This is a genomic window from Rhodococcus oryzae (assembly GCF_005049235.1).
Taxonomy (GTDB): domain Bacteria; phylum Actinomycetota; class Actinomycetes; order Mycobacteriales; family Mycobacteriaceae; genus Rhodococcus_G; species Rhodococcus_G oryzae.
Genome location: NZ_SUMD01000003.1, coordinates 83,593 through 103,341, shown reverse-complemented (window position 1 = coordinate 103,341; position 19,749 = coordinate 83,593). Strand labels below are relative to the sequence as shown.

Here is a 19,749-nt window from a genome sequence, read left to right as displayed (position 1 = left end):
GTTCGCGCTGACTCCATCGTGACACTGCCCACCGACATCGGCACCAGTAGTCCACTACCCGCCCGTTCGACCTCCGATCAGTCCTCCGCGAGCAGCAGGGCGACCGCGCGTTCCGCGACCGCGGCGATGGTCTTCGACGGGTTCCTCCCGATCGCCCGCGGTATCACCGCGCCGTCCATGACGTAGAGCCCGTCCTGCCCGAACACCCGGCACGCGTGATCGACGACACCGGCCGCGGGCGAGGCCGCCATGTTGCATCCGCCCAGCGGGTGCGGCGTCACCAGGGCCCGGAACCTCTTCCAGGTGAGCAACGGGTTGGGCTTGCCCCCGGTCGCCTCCGTCAGCAGCCCGTGCATCTCGGCCATGGCCCCGATCACCGTCTCGGAGCGGTGCGGATTCCAGTCCAGCTTCACCACCCGGCGCCACGGCCGCACCCGGCCGCGACCGAGGTAGACGGAGCCGTCCGCCGCGTCGACCGACTGACCGAACCACGGCATCACCGAGTCGAACGCGCCTGCCCGCGACAGGCGTAGCCACATGCGACGACGCAACGGCGAGCCGACCCCGTCGCGCAGCCGCTGCTCGAAACAGTTCCGCAGCAGGTTCGGGATCCCGCCGTCCTCCACGAAGTACCGCCCGCCGCGCGAACCGTCGAGGAAGTCGATAGCCGAGGTGATCGTGGGACCGGAGGTCGGTGCCACCGACATGCGGCCGTACCCGGCGGGAGTCAGGAAGTCTCCGTTCGAGCTCCATCCGCGGCCGAGGGCACGCGGCAGGTCCCCCAGCGTCTGGTGCTCGTCTCGCGAGCGCAGCAACAGTTCCGTCGACCCGAGCGACCCGGCGGCGAGGATCACCCGGCGTGCCGTCACCGAGTCGGGCCTGCGGCGACCGCCGTCCAGGTGATCGAAATGCACCCGCCAGCCCCCGTCCTCCCGCGAGAGGTACCGCGCAAGGGACAGCGGCGCGATGACGGCACCGGAGTCCTCCGCCGCCGCGAGGTAGTTCAGGTCCAGGGTGTTCTTCGCCCGCGTGGGACACCCGACGTCGCAGCTGCCGCAGTGCACGCAGGTGCCCTGCTCGCGGCCCTGGGCGTTGGGCGCCGCGACCGACCTCTCGTACTCGGGTGTCTCCGCGGGCGCGTGCGTGAAACCCGGGTCGAACCGGATCGCCAAGGGCACCTTCTGAAAACGCTCGGGCTCCCCGATGGCGTCCGCGGCCCGCCGCATCAGCTCGAGCCGAGCAGTGTGCTGACCCGCGGGGATCTCCATCGGGGTCAGCATCTCGGCGACGTCGCGATAGTAGGGCGCCATCTCCCGCGCCGTGATCGCGGACGGCCAACCGGAGTCGAACGCCTCCGGCCGGGCGTCGATGCACACGTTCGCGTAGATCAACGATCCCCCGCCGACCCCCGCGCCCTGCGCGACGACCATCTGATCCAGGAACCGCAGCTCCAGCCAGCCGTTGCGCCGATGCGGGGCACGGGGATCGAACAGCCACGCGTCGCCGGGCCTGCGCGGATAGTCCTCCGGTTCCCATCGCCTGCCCCGTTCGAGCACCAGCACGCTGCGCCCCGCCGCGGCGAGCCGGCACGCGGCGACCGCACCGCCGAACCCGCTGCCCACGACCACCACGTCGTACCTCACGGCGAACCGCCCGGCGCCCGCACGGTGGGCGGCGCGGAATCCGACACGGCGCCGTTGGGGATCAGGAACGGCGCCTCGATCAGGTGCGGGCGCAGCGGTTCGACGGGGTCGATGACCCGCTGACAGCCGTCCGGTAGGTCGAGGCTCACCGATCCGGTCCGGCGGAACCGACCCCGAGGTGCCGGGTCGTCGCGGGACTCCACGCCTGGCGCCGCCACCCAGCTGGTCGACGGTGCGCGCAGGCCGATCGGATAGACATGCAGCCCCTGCGCGGAGATGTGAATCCGGAGGAAGGACTTGTAGCCCTCGAGGCCCTGCGCGGAATAGACCTCCAGGTTGTGCATGCCAAGCAACTTGTGGCTCAGGAACAGGTACAGACCGAAGAGCATGCCGCAGTACAGGTAGAGCGCCGCCAACGAGATCGGGACGCTGAGCCACCAGGCGCGGCCGGCCTGCAGCACCGCCCACACGAGCAGGAACCCGCCCGTCAGCAGGAGCAGCGCGTGCACCACGCCGACCGCACCCGCCGCGGCTGGACGCATCCCGGGTGCGCGACCGCTGACCGCGAACGCCACGAACGCGGCGACGATGGCGAGGCACACCGCGGCCGGTCCGAACCCCTGCAGCGTGCCGAGAACGCCACCCAGGATCCCCTCGTTGCCGCCGCCCGCTCCCAGCAGCATCGCAGCGAACCCGGACAGCACTGTGAGCACGGCGGTGAAGAAGACGTTCGAGGCCGGGAAGCCCAGCACCCCGCGTCGCAGCCGAACGGACTGTCGCTCTGTCGGGAAGGCCGCCTGCAATCGGGCCGAGCCGACGTAGGAGGGCCCGTCCGACATCGACACGTCCATCGGGGTGTCGATCGTGCCCTGGGTGAAGGCGCCGCCCCCGCCGCACACGATGTAGTGGCGTTCCTGCTCCCCTACGGTGCCGTGGTGGCGCACGTAGTGGTGGTGGTCGCCGCTGAGGACCAGCGGCACCTCGATGTCGCGGTCGGGTCTGCGGGCCAGGTCCATGATGATGTCGAGCTTCGTGGCGGTCGCGGAATCCACTCGGCCGCCGGGGGTTCCGGCCGCGGCGTCCTCTATCCAGGTCGGGTTCGGTACGCAGAGGATCACCCGGTCGCCGGGCTCCAGTTGCTGCGCGCGGGCCCGGAAGTAGTCGTACTGCGGCGGGTCCAGGTCGTCCTCCAGGGCGGTGTCCACACCCCAGACCCACCACCGGTGCGGCAGCCGCAGCGCGTAGTAGCTGCGTCGCTGCTGTGCCTCCCAGGCGCCGAACCAGGTTCTGCCGTCGGGTGATTGACAGAACTGCCGGATGAAGCTGGTCAGGCCGTCGTACCAGTCGTGGTTCCCGGGGATGACGAAGAGCCTGCGCCCCCGCGGATGCGCGATCCGGGCGCTGCGCATCGGGTCGACCAGCCGGTGCTGGTACTCCTGACTCGATCCCGCGGGGTAGACCTGGTCGCCGCCCAGCAACAGCACCTCGCCCGCGGGCAGCACCGTCTGCCCGGGACCCGCGGTCGGCAGACCCTCGGTCCGACAGTCGTGCGGCACCCGCTGCGGTACCGGCTCGCCCGGTTCCGCGACGACCAGTCCGTCCCGGCCGAGCAGCCAGGTGACGGAGGCGGTGGCATTCCAACCGTCGCCGGTGTCCGCCATGTAGTCCAGCCAGATCTCTTCCGCGCCCGAGCAATCCGCGCAGAACGCCGGTTCGGCCTCGAGCGCGGCCATGATCTCGCGACGCCCGCTCATCGAACCGATCACGGACGCGGCGACGGCCCGTGCGCCGAGGGCGACGAGTTGCCGGGCCTCGAACCAGCCCACCTTGCGCTGCGGGCTGATCGTGAGCCGCCCGGCGTCCCTCCGATACGGCAGGGTCATGCCCGCCGCCGCAGCAGGTAGGTGGAGATCAGTCCGCCTGCGAAGAACGCGGCGAACCGCCCCGAGGCCGCCCACCTGCGCCGCATCGACACGCCACCGGTCACCGTCAGCGAGCCGAGCAGCGCCGTGAAGGCCGTCATGCGCAACCGCAGCATGCCCGCCGCCACCACCGGGCCCTCGCGGTCCCCCTCGTGCAGGGTCACCAACAGCGTGGTGGTGGCGGGCCACAGCCGCCACGGACCCGCGACCCGGATCTCCTTGTGGCCCCGGAACCAGTGCCCGACCCCGCCCATGTCCACACCGAACTCGTAGACCATGTGGGTCATCCGGGCCTGCTCCGTCGGAGTGAACAGACCGAAGCGCCCCGAGTCGGACTCGAATCGGCCACCTAGCGACGGGATGTCGACCTCGCCGGACAGCCGCGCCTCGTGGCGCGGGTCGTCGAGGAACGCGCCCAGGTCCTCGATGTGGATGGTCCCGCGCACCACGACACCGAATGCGCCCGGATTGCGATACCCCGACCTCGGGTCGGTCTCACCGAGCGTGATCTGCCCGGTCATCGTCTCCCCGAAGCGGATCCCGGCGACGGACCGCCCGGACGGCCCGCTCACCGGTCCGCCCTGGCGTCGAAGGCGAGCCGGTAGAACCAGTACGCCACCGCCGCCCACTGGACGAACCACAGGACGACCGCGACGGAGCTGAGCGAGTCGGTCTTGTACGCGATGGCCGTCGCGGCCACCCCGGCTACCACCGCGACCCGCGACGGCCAGCCGAGGCCGCTGAGCCATTCGGTGCCCATCATCAGCAAACCGGTCAGCAACGCGATCAGCCAGAGCGCGAGGAACCAGCCGTCGGGCAGCGGCCGCGGACCGGTGGCCTCGTCGGAGAGTTCGGCGGCCAGTCCGGCGCCCATGAGCAGCGAGGCGCAGAGCAACAGCAGCAGGTGGCTCCACAGCAGCGAACGCGGCATCGTCAGCCCCTGTTCAGTTCGTCGAGGATGAAGGGGAAGACGTCCCGCGCGGCGTGCCTGCCGAGGAACACGTCGAGGTGCCCGTACCCGTGCATCTGCTGGAACACGTGGCGCCCCGGCGCGATCCGCTCGAAGTAGTCGAAGGTCTTCGCCATTCCCGAGGGCAGGAAGGTGTTGTTCTGGTCGCCGGTCATGAAGGCGAACCGGGCGTCGGTCTGCGGATCCTGCGCGAACAGGTCGCTCGGCAGCACATCCGGGTAGTTGCCCATCGTCACCAGATGGCCTGCGGCGGCGCACTCGGCCATCTGCGCGAAGAAGGTGACCGGGACGAACCCGAACTCGCCCTTGATCCACTCGTGGGTCGCCTCGTCCAGGTTCTCGTGCGACCACAGCGTCGGGAAGGCGCTGCCGTAGGTGAAGCTGCTGTGCTTGCACACCGCGTTGTTGCATTCGTGATGCGTCGCCCGCACCGCCCAGTCGAACACCTTGGGCCAGAACCCGGGCGCGTGCAGACCCCACTGCGGATTGAAGTAGGGCATCACCTTGCCGAAGGTGGCGACGGCGAGTGGCAGCTTCAGGAACGACAGGGAGGTCAGTTGCGGGTGCAGTGCCACCGAATTGCTCACCACCGTGGTCACTTCCGGCAGCAGGCCGGAGACGATGGACATCATGAAGCTCGTCGAGCCCTGGCAGTGCACCACCGCCTTGAGGGTCTCGGCTCCGGTCCGCTCCAGCACCGTCCGCACCGCGGCGGGGTGGTCGTACACCGCCGCGTCGTCGAGGTGGTACTCGCTGGGGGCGAAGTCGATGCTGGCCCGCCAGTTGAGGATCCAGACGTCGTAGCCGGCGCGGGCGAGGAACTCCGGCAGCGTGTCCTCCGTCGGCGGAGAGAAGATGTCGGCGCGGACGCTGGTGCCGCCGATCAACAGCACCGGCCCCTCGCCAGGGGCGGTCGACCCCGGCAGCAGGTGCTTGAGGTTGAGCTCGCGCGGCTCCTCCTCCGTGGTGTGGAAGGGGACGGTCTCGAACCGGGCCTGTCGCGAGACGGACTGCCCGGGGGCGGGCGTCGCGAAGGCGGCACCGTCGAGACGCGCAGGATCGAGCCTTCTGCGCTGGGATCGCCGCATCGCGGCTCCGTTCATCGGAAGGGGCGGTTGTTGTCCCTTCCATTGTGTCGCCTACGCCAGGGAACGGCGCGCGTAGTGGGCTACCTGCTTCCCACCCGGACCGCGTCCGCCAGCGCGGCCCGGTCCGCCACGTTCAGCTTGGTACACGAACGGTAGATGTGACCCTCGACCGTGCGGACGGAGACCACGAGGCGATCCGCGATCTCCTTGTTGGACAGGCCGAGCGCCACCATCGACGCGACCTCCCGCTCCCGCTCGGTCAGCGGCAGCGGCTTGGCGACCACCGCGAGTGCGGGCGTCGTGGCCCCGCACAGATCGGCGAGCCGCTTGGCGTTGGCGGTCGAGGCGAGTTCGGCGCGGCGGTTCCCTGCGCTCGCGTGCGCCGCCGCCGCCTGCGCAGCCGCGTCCGCGGCCGAGAGCAGGGCGCCCGCCTCCTCCACCTTCCCTGCGATGGTGTCCAGCGCCGCCCCGTCGCCGTCCGCCAACGCCCTCGCGTGGGCGGCGGCGGCCCTGATCAGGGCGCTGGGGACCCGTTCCGCGAGCTCCGCAAGGCGCGGCGCGGTGGTGGCGTCCCCGAACCGGGTGGCCAGGTACAGGCATACCGCCTCCTGCGCGAGCAGTTCCGACCCGGCCGCGGCGTCGGCGCCCGCCCGGGCATGGGCGATCGCGCGCCTGGTGTCCGACTCGCTTGCCGCGACCCACGCCCTGGTCAGCTCCAGGTCGGACCGGAACACCTCGGTGTTCGCGCCGAACAGGCGCTCGGCGCGCACCAACTCCTCGCGGGCATCCGCGGCCCGGCCGAGCGCGGCGAGGGACTGGCACAGGAATGCCGCGGACAGGAAGGCCCACGAATAGCCGGTGCCCTCGAGAACCGCTGCCGCCTGGCGGAATTCGGTCTCCGCCGCGGCCAATGCGCCCTTGACGAAGAGCACCCGGCCCAGCAGCACGCCACCGAGCGAGCGGCCCGGCTGCTGCATCTCGGCGAAGTCGACGTAGTGCCGCGCGAGCTCCTCCGCCGCGGTCAGCTCGCCCGACATCGTCTGCGTGTACACCTGGCCGAGCCCGATGGTGAAGCGCAGCAACCCGGTCTCGGACTCCGCCGCCGCCGCCAGCCCGCGCTCGGCGAACGAGGGGACCTCGTCGAACCGGCCGAGGTATGCGGTGGCCAGGGCCCCGCTCGCGCCCGCCCAGGCCTTCGCGAGCGGCAGCGCGACGGGCGAGTCGATCACCTCGTAGATGCTCGCCGTCGCCGCCGCGGGTTGCGCGGCGTACACGGCGAACATCGCCTCGAGCGCATCCAGCAGGTTCACCGCCGCCGGATGGGTGAGCCTGGCGCGCACCGAGGCCATCACCGATGCGGCCTCGTCTGGCCTACCGAGCATCCAGAACAGGTTCGCCGAGCGGGGCAGGCACCACAGCAGCAGGTCGAACTCGCCCAGCGAGCTGGTGTCGATCGGGCCGAGCACGGCCTCGGCCTCGGTGCCACGGCCCTGCCAGGCGAGCGAGTGGGCCAGTGGAAGGGCCGCCGCGAACCCGGCGCCCATCGCCATCGCCCCGCGGGCGAGCCGCTCGCCGAGGACCAGTTCGCCGAGCGTGAGCGCGTCCCGGGCCGCGGAGATCAGCAGCTCGGCCTCCGGGGGCGAGTCGCTGTCCAGCGCGAGGGCGGCCAACCGGATCCGGTCGCTCACGTGTGCAGGCGGATGATCCGCGATCTGACGCGCCATCTCGCCGCGCAGCCGGCGCGCGGCGAGGATGCCGGTGCCTGCGCGCACCACCTCGCCGTACAGCGGGTGCGCGAGCTTCACCGTCAGCCCGGAGTCGTCGCGGCGGCGCACCCGCACCAGGCCCGCGTTCTCCGCCGCCTCGACCGTCTCGGGGGCGCTGAGCTTCGAGAGCACCTCGAGCGAGAGGGGCTCCTGAAACGCGAGCAGTTCCAGCACGTGCCGCAGCTCGGGGTCCAGGTGATCGATCCGCGACTCGATCAGCGTGCTCAGGTGTGGGTTGATCACGGTCTCGCCGCGGAGCTGCCACACCCCGGCGACCTCCCGCAGCGTGCCTGCCTCCAGCGCGCCCTCCACGACGTGCCGCAGGAACAGCGGATTGCCCTCCGACATCACGAAGATCCGGTTGGCGCTCGACTCCTCGAGGGGCCCGCCGAGCACCGTCTCGACCAGCGAGACCGCCTCCGCCCGCGTGAACGGGGGCAGCTCCACCCGGGTGAGCAGGTTGTCCTTCCACAGGGCGGTGATCGCGTCCGGCACCGGCTCCCCCGTCCGGACGGTGACCACGAGGGGTGCGATCCGGTTGACGGCGAGCTGATGCACGAACGTGGCGGACAGCCGGTCGAGCAGGTGTGCGTCGTCGACACCGATCACGATGTCGGCGCTGTCGGCGACGAGATGCTCACGGGCCGCGCGCAACACCGAGGCCGCGTCCATCGGGCTCGACACGCCGACGAGGTGGGCAAACGCCCCCAGCGGAACCGCGCGCGCCGACTCCGTGCCCGCGGCCCAACGGCGTTCACCAGCGAAGGCCCCGACGGCCGCCCTGGCAAGAGTGGTCTTGCCGACCCCTGCGTCCCCGGTCAGCACGGCACCCCACGGACCCCGCCGACTGCGCAACGTGGACACCACGGTGCGGAGCTCGTCGTCCCGATTCACCGTGGGCCACGCGAAGACCATTGCGAAATTCTAAGCTCTGGCGCTGTAATGCCGTTACTCAGCGATGAGAGTGCTGTTACTCCGCAATGAGAACGAACCCGGGCCGATGCGAAGGGCCCCCGTCGTCATCCGCGCCGTCGATAGCGGCGACGATCACCCCGACCCCGGTCCGCACCAGCGCCGAGCGGCCTGCCGGCTCCGGTGGGTTCTCGGCCGTGAAGTGATCGAGCGGGTGCGTTCCGCCCTCGAGGGTGGCCATGTTGAACCAGGTCACGGTGAGCGTCTCGTCCCACGATTCCGGGCCGGAACCCGGCGGGAGGTCCACCGTGAACCGCAGGGTGTCGGCCCGCGCGACGAGCCGGTCGGTCCTGGCCTTGCCGATCCGCAGGCCGAGCGGCTGGACCTGGAAGCGCCGGGAGTTCAGTCCGGACGGCGTGCACATCTGCCCGATCCCGAGGTCGAGCAGGTGCCGGGCGGCCTCCAGATCCGCGGCGCGTCCGGCATCGCCCTCACCGCGCAGCTCGGCCGCCGCGGCGACGAGGCCTGACCTGCAGAACCGGATGGTTCGGGCAAGGGTGTCGGGGTGGTCGCGGGTCGTCGGCATCGTGATCTGCATGGGGATCTCCGGTCGGTTGGTCGGCTGACTTCGACGTTATTGCCGTGATGCCCCGATGACACGAGTAGTGGGGTACTCGTTATGTCCGCGTGCCCGGTTTGGTCGACCGAATGACACCTTCGTATCGTCTGGTTGTACGAATGTGACCTCCGGTCGACCGCCGACCCGAACCGGGAGCAGAACCTTGACCTGTCTCGTGCTCGCCTGCGGTGACGCGCCCATTCCACCCCGGCTGGCTGAGCTCGCCACGGTCACCGCGCCCGCCGTCCCCACCAAGCCGGACTTCGACGAGCTGCTCCCCCGGCTGGACGAGCTGGGCGAGCGCACCACGTCCGTGCCCCGACTGATCGTCGTCGGCGAGGACGCCGCACTGGCCGCGGCGCTGACCCGGCTGATGCGGAGCGAGCGGCTGTCCGTCGAGCTGGCCTATGTCGCCGCGACGAGAACCGCGGCCACCCGGCTGTACCGGCTCCCGACCGGCTCGCCCGCCGCCGACCTGGCCGTGCTGGGGCGGGCCGCGCCGCTGCCACTGGTCCGGGACGACTCGGGCACCGCGCTGGTCGGGCTCGCCTCCATCACCGGACCGGAGGGCGGCGAGCTCGTCGGCGAGACCTACGCGGACTCGACCCGACTGTTCTCCGGGACCGTCCGGTCGGTGCGGGTCGCACCGACCCTGGAGGCTCCTGGCGTCCGGGCCACCGTCGGCCGCGGCTGGGGATTCCTCGGCCCGAGGTGGACAAGCGCGCGCGCCGTACAGACGGGCTCGACGGCCGCGGTCGTCACCCGAGACGGCGTCACGACGCCGCGCTCGCTGAAGCGGTGCAGCTTCTATCGGCATCCGCAGGACTGGTTGCTCGTCCGCTAGTCGCGGTAGTGCGGTTCGGGCGGCGCTGGTGCGGGCCCGAGCACGGACAGCCATTGGTCGTACAGCTTCGTCCAGGTCCCGTCCGAACGCATCCGCTCGAGCGTCCCGTTGACGAAGCGGACCAGCTCCTCGTCCGCGATGTTGATCCCGACGCCGTACGGCTCGGGTTCCAGGCTGCCCCCGACGATCTCGAGGTACGGGTCCTGTGCCGCGAGACCGGCCAGCTGGGTGTCGTCCGCGGTGGCCGCGTCCACCTGCCGTTGTTGCAGTGCGACAAGACAATCCGCCCAGGTTTCGGTGGCGAGGACGGTGGCGGCGGGCTGGATCCGCCGCAGGTTGGCCAGTGAGGTGGTGTTGGGGACGGTGCACACCCGCTTACCCGCGAGGTCCGCGACGCCGCCGATTCCCGACCCCTCGGTCACCAGGATCCGTTGCGCGGCGTTCAGGTAGACGGTCGAGAAGGCGATCCGCTCCGCGCGGTCACAGGTGATCGTCATGGCGTTCACGATGAGGTCCACCGAACCGTCCTGCAGCGCGGGCTCGCGATCGACGGTGTCGCGGATCTGGAACTCGACCTTCGACGGGTCCCCGAAGATGTCGCGGGCGATCTCACGCGCGACATCGACGTCGAAGCCGGCAATCTGACCCGAATCGGGATCGCGGAAGCTGAACAGATTCGTGGACTGGTCGACCGCGACGATCAGCCTGCCGCGTTCGACGATGCGGGCCAGCGGGCCGCCCGGCGGCATCGCCCCCGGCGTCGTCGGCGGGCCGGGCCGCAGGCTGGCGGTGGCGTCGCAGCTCGTCGGCGCAGGCGCGCTGGAGGGCTCGCCGCTGACCGGTTCGAGGACCTGCGCGCCCCCCGGCAGCGGCGGGCCGAAGGTGGGGGTTGTCATCGACGGCCCGTCGGGGGAACCGAAAGAGCAGCCCGTTGCCGCCAGCATCACACCCACAGCGAGCACCAGGGCGACGAGGTGCGGCGAGTGTCCCGTTCCTCGTCCCGACATCACACCCCCAGCTGGGCAATGGTCGACGTTCGTACCCGCCATCTTTCCGCTCGGGGGCCTCGAGCGGAAGGAATCCGGCCGCACCTCGCCGGCCGCGACGCGAATGCGGGTGATACTGGGCGCATGACCTTTCCCGGCGCCCCCACTCGGAGGGTCGCGATCCGCCCGAGCCCGGTCTTCTACGGCGTGCTCGCGCTGGCCGTGCTCGGCGGCGTGCTCTCCTGGAACGCCGCGCCCCGCTCGACACTCGCGCACTTCGGCGTCTTCCTGCTGGTCATCGCGGGTTGGGTGGTGACGGTGTGCCTGCACGAGTTCGGCCACGCCTACACCGCGTGGCGGCACGGCGACGACGAGGTGGAGGCCCGCGGGTACCTCACGCTGAACCCGCTCAAGTACAGCCACCCGCTGCTCTCGATCGGGCTGCCGGTGCTGTTCATCGCGCTCGGCGGCATCGGGCTGCCGGGCGGTGCCGTCTATCTGCGCACCGCGGGCCTGCCTGCCCGGGTGCAGCGGCAGATCTCACTGGCCGGTCCGGCGGTCAACGCCGCCGCGGCGGTGGTGCTGCTTCTCTTCATCCGGGTTTTCGGCCTCGGCAGCGAACACAAGGTCTTCTGGTACGGCCTGAGCTTCCTGGCGTTTCTGCAGGTGATGGCGACGGTGTTGAACCTGCTCCCGATCCCGGGGCTGGACGGATACGGGGCGCTGGAGCCGTCACTGTCCCCGCAGACCCGCCGCGCCCTTGACCAGTACAAGGGCCTCGGCATCCTGTTCCTGGTGGCGTTCCTGTTCGTGCCGTCGGTCAACCGGGTGTTCTTCGACGCCATCTACGGGCTGTTCGGCCTGTCCGGGGTGCCGGAGGCCTGGGCGCAGGCAGGCAACTACCTGATGCGCTTCTGGCTGTAGGCGGCTCCGCCGCCCGTGCGCGCTTGACGAGTGCAGGGACTCGTCAGGCGCTCACGGGCGCCGCAGGCGCTCTCGGTATTGCTCGCCCGGGCGGACCCGCAGCCCCTCGAGCGGCATCGCGCGTCCCGACTCGCCGCGCACCTCCACCCGCACCGGCTCGCCGGTGTCGTTCTCGACCAGGTCCAGCGGCGCACCCCTGCCGTCCTGCAGGTACTTGTCGCCCCACTGCATCAGCGCCAGTACAGCGGGCAGCAGATCGCGCCCCATCTCGGTGAGCAGGTACTCGTGCCGAGTGCGCTGCCCCGGCTCGCGGTAGGGGCTGCGCTCGAGCAGCCCGGCCTCGGCGAGCTCGCGCAGCCGCGCCGACGCGACCGCCTCGGTGATCCCGACGCGGGCCGCGAAGTCGTCGAATCGCGTTGTGCCGTAGTAGGCCTCTCGCATGATGAGCACCGCCGACCGGGTGCCGATGACCTCCATCGCCTTGCCTATCGAGCACCGCGTGGCCCGCCAGGCGTCCCTGTCGGCCAGCACACCCTCCAGGTGAATCGCTCCCATGTGCCCCATCGTACCCCTGGCTTGTGTAATCCATAGTCAGCTCGTAGCGTGCTGACTATGGAACTCCATAGTCAGCTATCGCGACCGGTCCGCCCGGGCCCGGTCCTCCTCGCACTCTGCGGCGCGAGCTTCCTGGCAGGCCTCGACCTGTTCGTCGTCAACGTGGCGTTCGACGAGATCGGCGCCGACTTCTCGGGCCACTCCCTCGCGGACCTGAGCTGGATCCTCAACGGCTACGCGATTCTCTACGCCGCGCTGCTGATCCCGCTCGGACGCTGGGCGGACAAGGTGGGCCGCAAGCGCGGCTTCCTGCTCGGGCTGGGGCTGTTCGTCGCGGCGAGCGCGGCCTGCGCGCTGGCCCCGAACCTGTGGTCGCTCATCGGTTTCCGCGCCGCACAGGCCATCGGTGCCGCGCTGCTCACCCCGGCCAGCCTCGCCCTGATCCTCACCGTCCTGCCCGCCGAGCGCCGCTCCGCGTCGGTCCGCATCTGGGCCACCGCAGGCGCCCTCGCCGCCGCCGCAGGCCCGGTGATCGGCGGCATCCTGGTCGCCGCATCCTGGCGCTGGGTGTTCCTGATCAACGTCCCGATCGGGATCGCGTTCCTGGTGCTTGCGGCCCGCTCGATCCCCGAATCCCGCGACCGCGACGCCGACCATCCCGACGTCCTCGCCGCCGCCCTGCTCACCACGGCAGTCGGGGCGCTCGCTCTCGCGCTGGTCGAGGGGCCCGCCTGGGGCTGGTCCAGCGCTGGGGTACTCGGCGCGTTCGCGGTCGCCCTCGTGTCGGGTGCCGGGTTCTGGATCCGCAACGGTCGCGGCAGCGCCCCGATCCTCGACCCGGCGATGCTCCGGGTGCGCACCTTCGCGTGGTCCAACGCCGCGATGCTGCTCTTCAACGCCGGGTTCGCCGCCGCGCTGCTGGCGAACATCCTCTGGATGCAGACGGTCTGGGACTACTCGGCGACGCGCACCGGCATGGCGATCGCACCGGGCCCGCTGATGGTGCCGGTGTTCGCGATCGTCGCGCAGCGGCTCGCATCCCGGGTCGACGCGGGCCGGATCGCCGCCCTCGGCTGCCTGCTCTGGGGCGGCGGCGCGGTGCTCATCGCGGCGTCCGTCGGGCCGGAACCGGCCTACGCGACGCAGATCCTGCCCGGCTGGCTGATCGCGGGCGTCGGGGTCGGCCTGGCAATGCCGACCATCCTTGCCACCGCCACCGCGGGCCTGCCGCAGGATCGCGCGGCCACCGGCAGCGCCGTGGTCTCCATGCACCGGCAGATCGGCGCCGTCATCGGCATCAGCGCCCTCGTCGCCATCCTGGGCACCCCCATCGGATTCGATTCCACTCGAACGGCTTTCATGCATTCTTGGTGGTCCGTCGGGGTGGTCTCGGTGCTCGCGGCCGCCGCCGCGCTCGGCATCACAGCCCGCACCTCGCCCCCGGAGCGCTCCGCCCCCACCACCGAGCCCGCAGAGGCACTGCGATGACCACCACCACGACCACCGCGTTCCCGACGACCTTCGACGACTCGTGGCGGGGGTTCGGCGGCATCCACGGCGGCCTGGTCGTCGCCGCGCTACTCCGCGGCGCCGCCCGCACCCTCGACGCCACCCCCGTCGCGGTCACCGCCCATCTTTACGCCCCGGTCGCCGCGGGACCGTTCACCGTCGACGCGGAGGTGGTCAGGGGCGGACGCTCGGCGGGCGTCCGGACGCGCCTCGGCGACGCCGCGACAGCGGTCGTCCGACTCGCCCGGTCTCCCGGCACCACGGTGACCTGGCCACCCGGACCGGTGTCCCTGCCCGACGTGGACCCGGAAACCCTTCCCCCGCTGGAGATCCCGGTCGACTTCGTGCCGTTCTCGCAATACCTCGACATCCGGCCGATCAACTCGGCGCGGCCGTTCGCGGGCGGCGAAACACCGGAGTTCGACGTCTGGATCCGCCTGACCGCCGACATCGACCTCACCCCACAGGAGAGCGCGGCGGTGCTGCTCGACGCCCTGCCGCCCGGCCTGTACGCCACCCGCACCGCGCCCGTCCCGATCCCGACCATCGAGTTCAGCGCCCACTTCCCGCCAGGAACGCCCCCGTCGCGCTGGTACCGGCTGCGGCACCGCACCGCGTGGGCGACCGACGACCTGTGCGTAGACGAGGCCGAACTACACACCGCGACAGGAGAACTCGCCGGACAGGCCCGCCAGCTCCGCCGAATCCTCGGCGGCACCACCACCAAGGAGTAGTCATGAGAGACGCCGTCATCGCCGCCGCCGTCCGCACCCCGATCGGCAAGGGCAAGCCGGGCGGCGCCCTGCACGGGATCCACCCGGTGGACCTGCTCGCGCACAGCCTGACCGCGCTCGTCGACCGCACCGGGATCGACCCGGCGCTCGTCGACGACGTGATCGGCGGCTGCGTCACCCAGGTCGACCAGCAGGCCGCCAACATCACCCGCACCGCACTGCTGGCCGCGGGTTTCCCCGAAACGGTGCCCGGCACCACGATCGACCGGCAGTGCGGCAGCAGCCAGCAGGCCGTGCACTTCGCCGCGCAGGGCGTCATCTCCGGCGCCTACGACGTGGTGATCGCCTGCGGCGTGGAGTCGATGAGCCGCATCCCCATGGGGTCGAATATCGGCGCGGGCGTCGATCGGCGTGGCACCCGGTTCGCCGAGCGCTACCCGGACGGGCTTGTGCCCCAGGGCATCAGCGCCGAACTGATCGCCGCACGGTGGGGCATCGGGCGCGCCGAGATGGACGAGTTCGCGCTGCACAGCCACGCGAAGGCGCACCGCGCCACCGTCGGCGGCGCCTTCGCCAAGGAGCTCGCCACGCTGCCCGAACTCGGCACCGACGAGGCCATCCGGCCCGGCGGCACGCCGGAGTCGATGGCAGCGCTGCGTCCGGCGTTCGCGGACGAGGCGATGGCGACGCGGTTCCCGCAGATCGACTGGGGAGTCACGGCGGGCAACTCGAGCCCGCTCAGCGACGGCAGCGCCGCGGTGCTCATCACCACCGGCGAGACCGCGGCCCGGCTCGGGCTCACCCCGCTGGCGCTGCACAGCTTCGCGGTCGCAGGCGACGACCCGCTGTTCATGCTCACCGCGATCATCCCGGCCACCGAGAAGGTGCTGCGGCGGGCCGGACTCACGCTGGCGGACATCGACCTGTTCGAGGTGAACGAGGCCTTCGCCTCGGTGGTGCTGGCCTGGGCGAAGGAGACCGGCGCCGACCTCGATCGGGTCAACGTGCACGGCGGCGCGCTCGCCCTCGGCCACCCGCTCGGCGCCAGCGGGGCGCGGCTGCTCACCACCCTCGTCGGTGCGCTGGAACAACGTGGCGCCCGCTACGGCCTGCAGACCATGTGCGAGGCTGGCGGCATGGCGAATGCGACGGTGATCGAGCGGCTGGCGTGACATCAACCGAGGTCACGACCCGTCCCGTCACCTTCGGGTGTCGGGACGGCGTCGTGCTGGGCGGAAACCTGTTCGAACCGACCGTCGCGGGCACGGACGCGCCGATGGTGATCGTCAACTGCGCCACCGGGGTGCTGGCCCGCTACTACCACCGGTACGCGCGGTTCCTGGCCGAGCTCGGCTCGCCGGTGCTCACCTACGACTACCGCGGCATCGGCGAGTCCCGACCGCCCGGCACGCTGCGCGGCGCCGCTATCCCATGGCGAGCATGGGGCGAGCAGGACTTCGACGCGGCGGTCGAGTTCGCGCGGACGCAGGAACCGGACCGGCCGCTGGCCGTGGTCGGGCACAGCATCGGCGGGTTCCTGCCCGGGTTCGCGGCCGCTGCGGTGCACGTGGACCGGATGCTCACCGTAGGCGCCCAGTATGCGTACTGGCGCGACTACGCGCGCCGGAGCCGGGTGGGCCTGCTCGCGAAGTGGCACCTGGCGATGCCGGTGCTCACCGCCGCGTACGGGTACTTCCCCGGCCGCCGGCTCGGCTGGCTCGAGGATCTGCCCGCGGGCGTGGCCCACGAGTGGGCCTTCCGCCGGGCCGCGATGGAATCCAGCTATCCGCGCGGCGAGCGGTCCGAGGTGCGGCGCCGGTTCGCGGCCGTGCGGGCACCGATCCTGGCGGTGGCCACCAGCGACGACGAGTTCGGCACCCCCGCCGCGCTCGACCGTACCCTCGGCTACTACCGCGGCAGCGACCGTTCCCGGGTGGAACTGGACCCGAAACTGTTGGGCCACGAGGAGATCGGCCACTTCGGGCTGTTCCACGACCGGCACCGGGACGGATTCTGGCGTGGCACCGCCGAGTGGCTGCACCGCGGGGTGAACCCGTGGCCCGCGGCCACGGAGCGCCGGGCCGAGATCATCTGAGCACACACCGGCGGGAAGTATCTGCCCCGGTTTCCGGGGCAGATACCTCCCGCGTCGCCGATCAGGGGCGGTCGGTCTCGGATTCGATCTTCGCCCGGATCGCTTCCGCGGCTTCCGAATCCTGGGCCGCCAGCTTCTGGATGTAGTCGACCGCATCGCCGACGGTCCGCAGGCCGGCAAGATCCTCGTCGGGGATCTTCACGCCGTACTTGTCCTCGGTCTGGACCGCGATCTCCACCATGGAGAGCGAGTCGATGTCGAGATCATCGACAAAGGACTTCTCGATCGTCACCTCGGATGGCTCGATTCCGGTGACCTCCTCGATGATCTCGGCGATTCCCGAAACGAGTTCTTCCTGTGTTGCCACTTGCTGGCTCCCTTTCTCACGTGGACCGCTTCGATCGAGCGGTTGATTTCGGGTGGATCAGCGTCGACGGGAATCGGTCACGGGCACACCGTTTCCGGGCCGCGCCTGGTAACGCGGTGTCGTTCCCGGCCGTCGCCGACGCTCGAGTTCCGGATAGGAGGGATCAAAGATCTCGTAGGTCTCTTCGATTGCCGCGGTGAGCAGCTTCCACACCTGATGTGCGGTCGGGCGCCGACCGGGCCAGCCGTTTCCGAAGAGGTCATCGCCATCCCTGAGCCCGATCTCACCGAGCGGGAGCGGCGTGTGGCTGCCCGCGCATCGCCCGTCCGCCAGCCCCGGGCAGCGTTCGATGAGGTAGCGGCCTCGCCGATCCCAACCGTCCTCGGTCGTCTCGTCGGGCCTGCCCTTCCAGCGTTCCTGTGAGTACACAAGGATCCGCGCGCCGGTTGTCACCTGCAGATACTCCCGAGCGGCGGTGTCGGCGAGACCGGCCGAGCGGAGGAGTTCGACGTCGATGCCGTGGCGGGCCATCCGTTCGTGGCTGACGAGCTGGTCGTCCTCGATGATGAAGTGCTGCCCGGACATGCCCGCGACATCGACCCACACCCCGAACCTGAGTACCTCGATCTGACCGGCCGCGGATTCGTCGTCGACCTCGGGACCGATCGCCATCGCCCGGATCGACGATTTGCTGACGTCCAGTTCCGCCGCGATCCTGCGGTCGCTCAATCCCTCCGCACGCATGACGGCGATCGCCTCGGCGATCACACTCCGGTACGTCGCATCGGCGATCTCCGCCCGTTCCCGAGCGAGCCGGGCGGCCTCGGCGGAGACGCCCACCCGGAACGAATGATGATCTTGCACCGCCGCAGCATGGCACGCCCGCGGCCAAGTGTCCATCCGATTGGACACTTGGACCATTGATTGGACAGTGTTGCCGACGCGTGCTCTCCGCCTGCAGATTCCTGACTAGATGCCCGCGGCCGCCATTCGACGCCCCAGCCACCTCATGGGTGCACTCGTTGGCTGCTGCCGACGAGCGGTACCAGTGGAAGTGCGCTCGAGATGATCGAAGATGTCCTCGATGACGCCGCTGTGCAACGGCAGCACGAGCTGCTTCCAGAGCAGCCGCATGGAACCTGAAGCCTCGGCATCCAGCTCGTGGCGCACGCTCACCTGATCGCCGTCCTGCGCGACGGCGAAACGATGGGTACCGACGAGCCCGATCGCCGGGTCGAACCCGAAGACCACGCTCGCTCCCGGCGAGTGCTCGAGCACGCTGTAGCGGACGCTGCCGTGCCCGCCGCACGAGCCCGGCTGCAGTCCCCGATCGAGGATCATGGGGGGAGCGAGATCGGTCACCCAGAAGTCCTCCTGCGCGCTCGCGAGCGTCTCCAACTGCCTGCCGATGGTGCCGGCATCCCCCGCGAACTTGCGGACGTGAACATCGGTGACTCGCGTCATGACTGCCCTCTCGTGTTCGTTCCGGCAACGCGGCTGTTCAGGATGGCGGCGCTCGCAGCGAGCGCCGCGTCCACAAGCCAGTCGTCGATCGGAACTCCGGTGATGATGCTGTGACGCACGGCGGTATACGGCACATCGATGAGGGCAAGGCGCGCCCTGCCCACCGTTTCGGGGGTGATCGCGCCGAACCTCGCCATGACATGCAGGCCGACGGCGGCCTCGACGCCGTCGTTCAGCGTCGCGAGGTCCTCGCCCAGCTCGTCGGGCCAGGCCGCGATGAGATCATCCCGGTTGTACATCAGCAGGATGCGAGCGTCGTCCGGGTGGTCCGCTGACCAGCGAAGGACGTGCTGCACGGCGCCCGCACAGGCCGTTTCCAGGTCAGGGTCGCCGAGGGCCTCCAGGTAGCCGGCCTGAAACCGGCGGATCGTGCGGACCCACAGGGTGGCGAGGATGAGATCCCGCGAGGGAAAGCGATGGTAGATCGACCCCGAAGGGGCACCGAGCTCCGCCGCGATCGCGACCGCCGTCGCCGCTGCCGGTCCACCGTGCGAGAGCACCGTGGATGCGGCATCCAGAATCTGGTCGTTCGAGTACTTCGGCGGGCGCCCCATGAACTGATAATAGAGACAAGTCTCTATTACGCAAATCTCGCACCTCACCCCGGCCGGACGGTCGCGGCCAGGTTCATCTGCCCCAGCCACGCGGGCACCTCCCTCGCCACCGAGCTCGGCCCGGAGATGGTGACCCGCCCCGACGTCAGCGCCTGCTCCCAGGACCGATCGCCGCGCCAGACCTCGATGAGGGTGCGCAGGCCGGTGGCGACGGTGGCGGTCACCCCGAAGCCCGGGTCGTAGTCGCAGACGTCGGCCTCGTCGCCCGTCACGCAGAGCCACCACCGGCCGGCGCGGGCGGCGACGTCGTCGAACTCGAAGGCCACCACGGTGCGACCGCGCGGCCACTGGTCGATCGGCACCGTCCGGCGCATGTCCCACATCAGCAGGTGCGGGTCCAGGTCCTCCTCGCCGAGCTCGCCGATCCAGCGCACGCCCCACGCCCCGAGCGCCTCGACCACACCGCCGAGCTCCTCGCCGCAGGCGGTGAGGGTGTAACTGCTCCGGCCGTCCTCGACGGTCCGGCGGACCACGCCTGCCCGCTCCAGGGTCCGCAGCCGCTTGGACAACAGCGCGGGCGACATCTTCGGATTGCCCCGCCGCAGGTCGTTGAAGTGGGTGCTGCCTGCCAGCAGCTCACGAACCACGAGCATGGTCCAGCGCTCGTCGAGCAGCTCCATGGCCTTCGCCACCGGGCAGAACTGGCCGTATTCCGACACGGCTTCCTCCTCGGTTTG

Annotated in this window: 20 protein-coding genes; 6 read left to right on the top strand and 14 right to left on the bottom strand. The window is 70.7% G+C overall.

The window, feature by feature from the left end; all coding sequences use genetic code 11:
* Positions 1 to 77 precede the first annotated feature (77 nt).
* From FCG67_RS06655 to FCG67_RS06625, 7 genes are all read right to left on the bottom strand, one after another.
* Positions 78 to 1,643, bottom strand: a complete 1,566-nt coding sequence (locus FCG67_RS06655; RefSeq protein WP_211243137.1) for a GMC oxidoreductase — start codon at positions 1,641 to 1,643, stop codon at positions 78 to 80.
* Complete coding sequence (locus FCG67_RS06650) at positions 1,640 to 3,526, bottom strand: metallophosphoesterase family protein (protein ID WP_136908323.1); 1,887 nt, start codon at positions 3,524 to 3,526, stop codon at positions 1,640 to 1,642. Before FCG67_RS06650 ends, FCG67_RS06655 begins: the two co-directional genes overlap by 4 nt.
* A complete protein-coding gene (locus FCG67_RS06645) occupies positions 3,523 to 4,137 on the bottom strand; it encodes a hypothetical protein (RefSeq protein WP_136908321.1) in 615 nt (204 codons plus the stop codon). Before FCG67_RS06645 ends, FCG67_RS06650 begins: the two co-directional genes overlap by 4 nt.
* On the bottom strand, positions 4,134 to 4,496 hold the full coding sequence (locus tag FCG67_RS06640) for a hypothetical protein (RefSeq protein ID WP_097210077.1): 363 nt from the start codon (positions 4,494 to 4,496) through the stop codon (positions 4,134 to 4,136). The genes FCG67_RS06645 and FCG67_RS06640 overlap by 4 nt, the downstream gene beginning before the upstream one ends.
* A gap of 2 nt (positions 4,497 to 4,498) precedes the next feature.
* Positions 4,499 to 5,623, bottom strand: a complete 1,125-nt coding sequence (locus FCG67_RS06635; protein ID WP_211243136.1) for an alpha/beta hydrolase family protein — start codon at positions 5,621 to 5,623, stop codon at positions 4,499 to 4,501.
* An 80-nt stretch (positions 5,624 to 5,703) separates the two neighbouring features.
* Entirely contained in the window at positions 5,704 to 8,304 is a 2,601-nt protein-coding gene (locus tag FCG67_RS06630; protein WP_136908319.1) for a helix-turn-helix transcriptional regulator, read from the bottom strand.
* A gap of 55 nt (positions 8,305 to 8,359) precedes the next feature.
* Positions 8,360 to 8,899, bottom strand: coding sequence for a hypothetical protein (locus FCG67_RS06625; protein WP_136908317.1), 540 nt, complete (start codon positions 8,897 to 8,899; stop codon positions 8,360 to 8,362).
* Between the two features lie 184 nt (positions 8,900 to 9,083).
* Here FCG67_RS06625 and FCG67_RS06620 point away from each other — a divergent pair, with 184 nt between their 5' ends.
* On the top strand, positions 9,084 to 9,764 hold the full coding sequence (locus FCG67_RS06620; protein ID WP_246044909.1) for a hypothetical protein: 681 nt from the start codon (positions 9,084 to 9,086) through the stop codon (positions 9,762 to 9,764).
* Here FCG67_RS06620 and FCG67_RS06615 read toward each other — a convergent pair.
* Positions 9,761 to 10,771, bottom strand: a complete 1,011-nt coding sequence (locus FCG67_RS06615; RefSeq protein WP_136908316.1) for a glutamate ABC transporter substrate-binding protein — start codon at positions 10,769 to 10,771, stop codon at positions 9,761 to 9,763. The two genes, FCG67_RS06620 and FCG67_RS06615, sit on opposite strands and share 4 nt — an antisense overlap.
* 123 nt (positions 10,772 to 10,894) lie before the next feature.
* Between FCG67_RS06615 and FCG67_RS06610 the strand changes: the two genes are divergently transcribed.
* Positions 10,895 to 11,674 (top strand): site-2 protease family protein, encoded by a 780-nt coding sequence (locus FCG67_RS06610; RefSeq protein WP_136908314.1) that lies wholly within the window; start codon positions 10,895 to 10,897, stop codon positions 11,672 to 11,674.
* A 51-nt stretch (positions 11,675 to 11,725) separates the two neighbouring features.
* Here FCG67_RS06610 and FCG67_RS06605 read toward each other — a convergent pair whose 3' ends face one another.
* On the bottom strand, positions 11,726 to 12,229 hold the full coding sequence (locus FCG67_RS06605; protein ID WP_136908312.1) for a winged helix-turn-helix transcriptional regulator: 504 nt from the start codon (positions 12,227 to 12,229) through the stop codon (positions 11,726 to 11,728).
* A 57-nt stretch (positions 12,230 to 12,286) separates the two neighbouring features.
* On the opposite strand from FCG67_RS06605, the gene FCG67_RS06600 reads away from it, so the two are divergent.
* From FCG67_RS06600 to FCG67_RS06585, 4 genes are read left to right on the top strand one after another with little or no spacing between them, the layout of a single operon-like run.
* Positions 12,287 to 13,717 carry an MFS transporter gene (locus FCG67_RS06600; RefSeq protein WP_136908310.1) on the top strand — a complete coding sequence of 477 codons (1,431 nt, stop codon included), beginning with the start codon at positions 12,287 to 12,289 and terminating at the stop codon, positions 13,715 to 13,717.
* Positions 13,714 to 14,472, top strand: coding sequence for a thioesterase family protein (locus FCG67_RS06595; RefSeq protein ID WP_136908308.1), 759 nt, complete (start codon positions 13,714 to 13,716; stop codon positions 14,470 to 14,472). The genes FCG67_RS06600 and FCG67_RS06595 overlap by 4 nt, the downstream gene beginning before the upstream one ends.
* A gap of 2 nt (positions 14,473 to 14,474) precedes the next feature.
* The gene (locus FCG67_RS06590) at positions 14,475 to 15,644 is read left to right on the top strand and encodes a thiolase family protein (RefSeq protein WP_136908306.1); all 1,170 of its coding nucleotides are present in this window, start codon (positions 14,475 to 14,477) and stop codon (positions 15,642 to 15,644) included.
* Positions 15,641 to 16,567: an alpha/beta hydrolase family protein gene (locus FCG67_RS06585; protein ID WP_211243135.1), complete on the top strand. Its 927-nt coding sequence runs from the start codon at positions 15,641 to 15,643 to the stop codon at positions 16,565 to 16,567. Before FCG67_RS06590 ends, FCG67_RS06585 begins: the two co-directional genes overlap by 4 nt.
* 61 nt (positions 16,568 to 16,628) lie before the next feature.
* Here the strand turns inward: FCG67_RS06585 and acpM are convergent, their stop codons facing one another.
* From acpM to FCG67_RS06560, 5 genes are all read right to left on the bottom strand, one after another.
* Positions 16,629 to 16,934: a meromycolate extension acyl carrier protein AcpM gene (gene acpM / locus FCG67_RS06580; protein ID WP_097210067.1), complete on the bottom strand. Its 306-nt coding sequence runs from the start codon at positions 16,932 to 16,934 to the stop codon at positions 16,629 to 16,631.
* A 57-nt stretch (positions 16,935 to 16,991) separates the two neighbouring features.
* Complete coding sequence (locus FCG67_RS06575; RefSeq protein WP_136908304.1) at positions 16,992 to 17,798, bottom strand: helix-turn-helix domain-containing protein; 807 nt, start codon at positions 17,796 to 17,798, stop codon at positions 16,992 to 16,994.
* Between the two features lie 105 nt (positions 17,799 to 17,903).
* A complete protein-coding gene (locus FCG67_RS06570) occupies positions 17,904 to 18,398 on the bottom strand; it encodes an SRPBCC family protein (RefSeq protein ID WP_136908302.1) in 495 nt (164 codons plus the stop codon).
* Positions 18,395 to 19,102, bottom strand: coding sequence for a TetR/AcrR family transcriptional regulator (locus FCG67_RS06565; RefSeq protein WP_136908300.1), 708 nt, complete (start codon positions 19,100 to 19,102; stop codon positions 18,395 to 18,397). Before FCG67_RS06565 ends, FCG67_RS06570 begins: the two co-directional genes overlap by 4 nt.
* Positions 19,057 to 19,731, bottom strand: a complete 675-nt coding sequence (locus tag FCG67_RS06560) for a winged helix-turn-helix transcriptional regulator (RefSeq protein ID WP_136908298.1) — start codon at positions 19,729 to 19,731, stop codon at positions 19,057 to 19,059. The genes FCG67_RS06565 and FCG67_RS06560 overlap by 46 nt, the downstream gene beginning before the upstream one ends.
* Positions 19,732 to 19,749: the final 18 nt, after the last annotated feature.

Coding starts and splice junctions, on each gene's coding strand:
- FCG67_RS06650 (WP_136908323.1), bottom strand. CDS start 3,526: ATGACCCTGCCGTATCGGAGGGACGCCGGGCGGCTCACGATCAGCCCG.
- FCG67_RS06640 (WP_097210077.1), bottom strand. CDS start 4,496: ATGCCGCGTTCGCTGCTGTGGAGCCACCTGCTGCTGTTGCTCTGCGCC.
- FCG67_RS06635 (WP_211243136.1), bottom strand. CDS start 5,623: ATGCGGCGATCCCAGCGCAGAAGGCTCGATCCTGCGCGTCTCGACGGT.
- FCG67_RS06630 (WP_136908319.1), bottom strand. CDS start 8,304: ATGGTCTTCGCGTGGCCCACGGTGAATCGGGACGACGAGCTCCGCACC.
- FCG67_RS06625 (WP_136908317.1), bottom strand. CDS start 8,899: ATGCAGATCACGATGCCGACGACCCGCGACCACCCCGACACCCTTGCC.
- FCG67_RS06615 (WP_136908316.1), bottom strand. CDS start 10,771: ATGTCGGGACGAGGAACGGGACACTCGCCGCACCTCGTCGCCCTGGTG.
- FCG67_RS06610 (WP_136908314.1), top strand. CDS start 10,895: ATGACCTTTCCCGGCGCCCCCACTCGGAGGGTCGCGATCCGCCCGAGC.
- FCG67_RS06605 (WP_136908312.1), bottom strand. CDS start 12,229: ATGGGAGCGATTCACCTGGAGGGTGTGCTGGCCGACAGGGACGCCTGG.
- FCG67_RS06600 (WP_136908310.1), top strand. CDS start 12,287: ATGGAACTCCATAGTCAGCTATCGCGACCGGTCCGCCCGGGCCCGGTC.
- FCG67_RS06595 (WP_136908308.1), top strand. CDS start 13,714: ATGACCACCACCACGACCACCGCGTTCCCGACGACCTTCGACGACTCG.
- FCG67_RS06590 (WP_136908306.1), top strand. CDS start 14,475: ATGAGAGACGCCGTCATCGCCGCCGCCGTCCGCACCCCGATCGGCAAG.
- FCG67_RS06570 (WP_136908302.1), bottom strand. CDS start 18,398: ATGACGCGAGTCACCGATGTTCACGTCCGCAAGTTCGCGGGGGATGCC.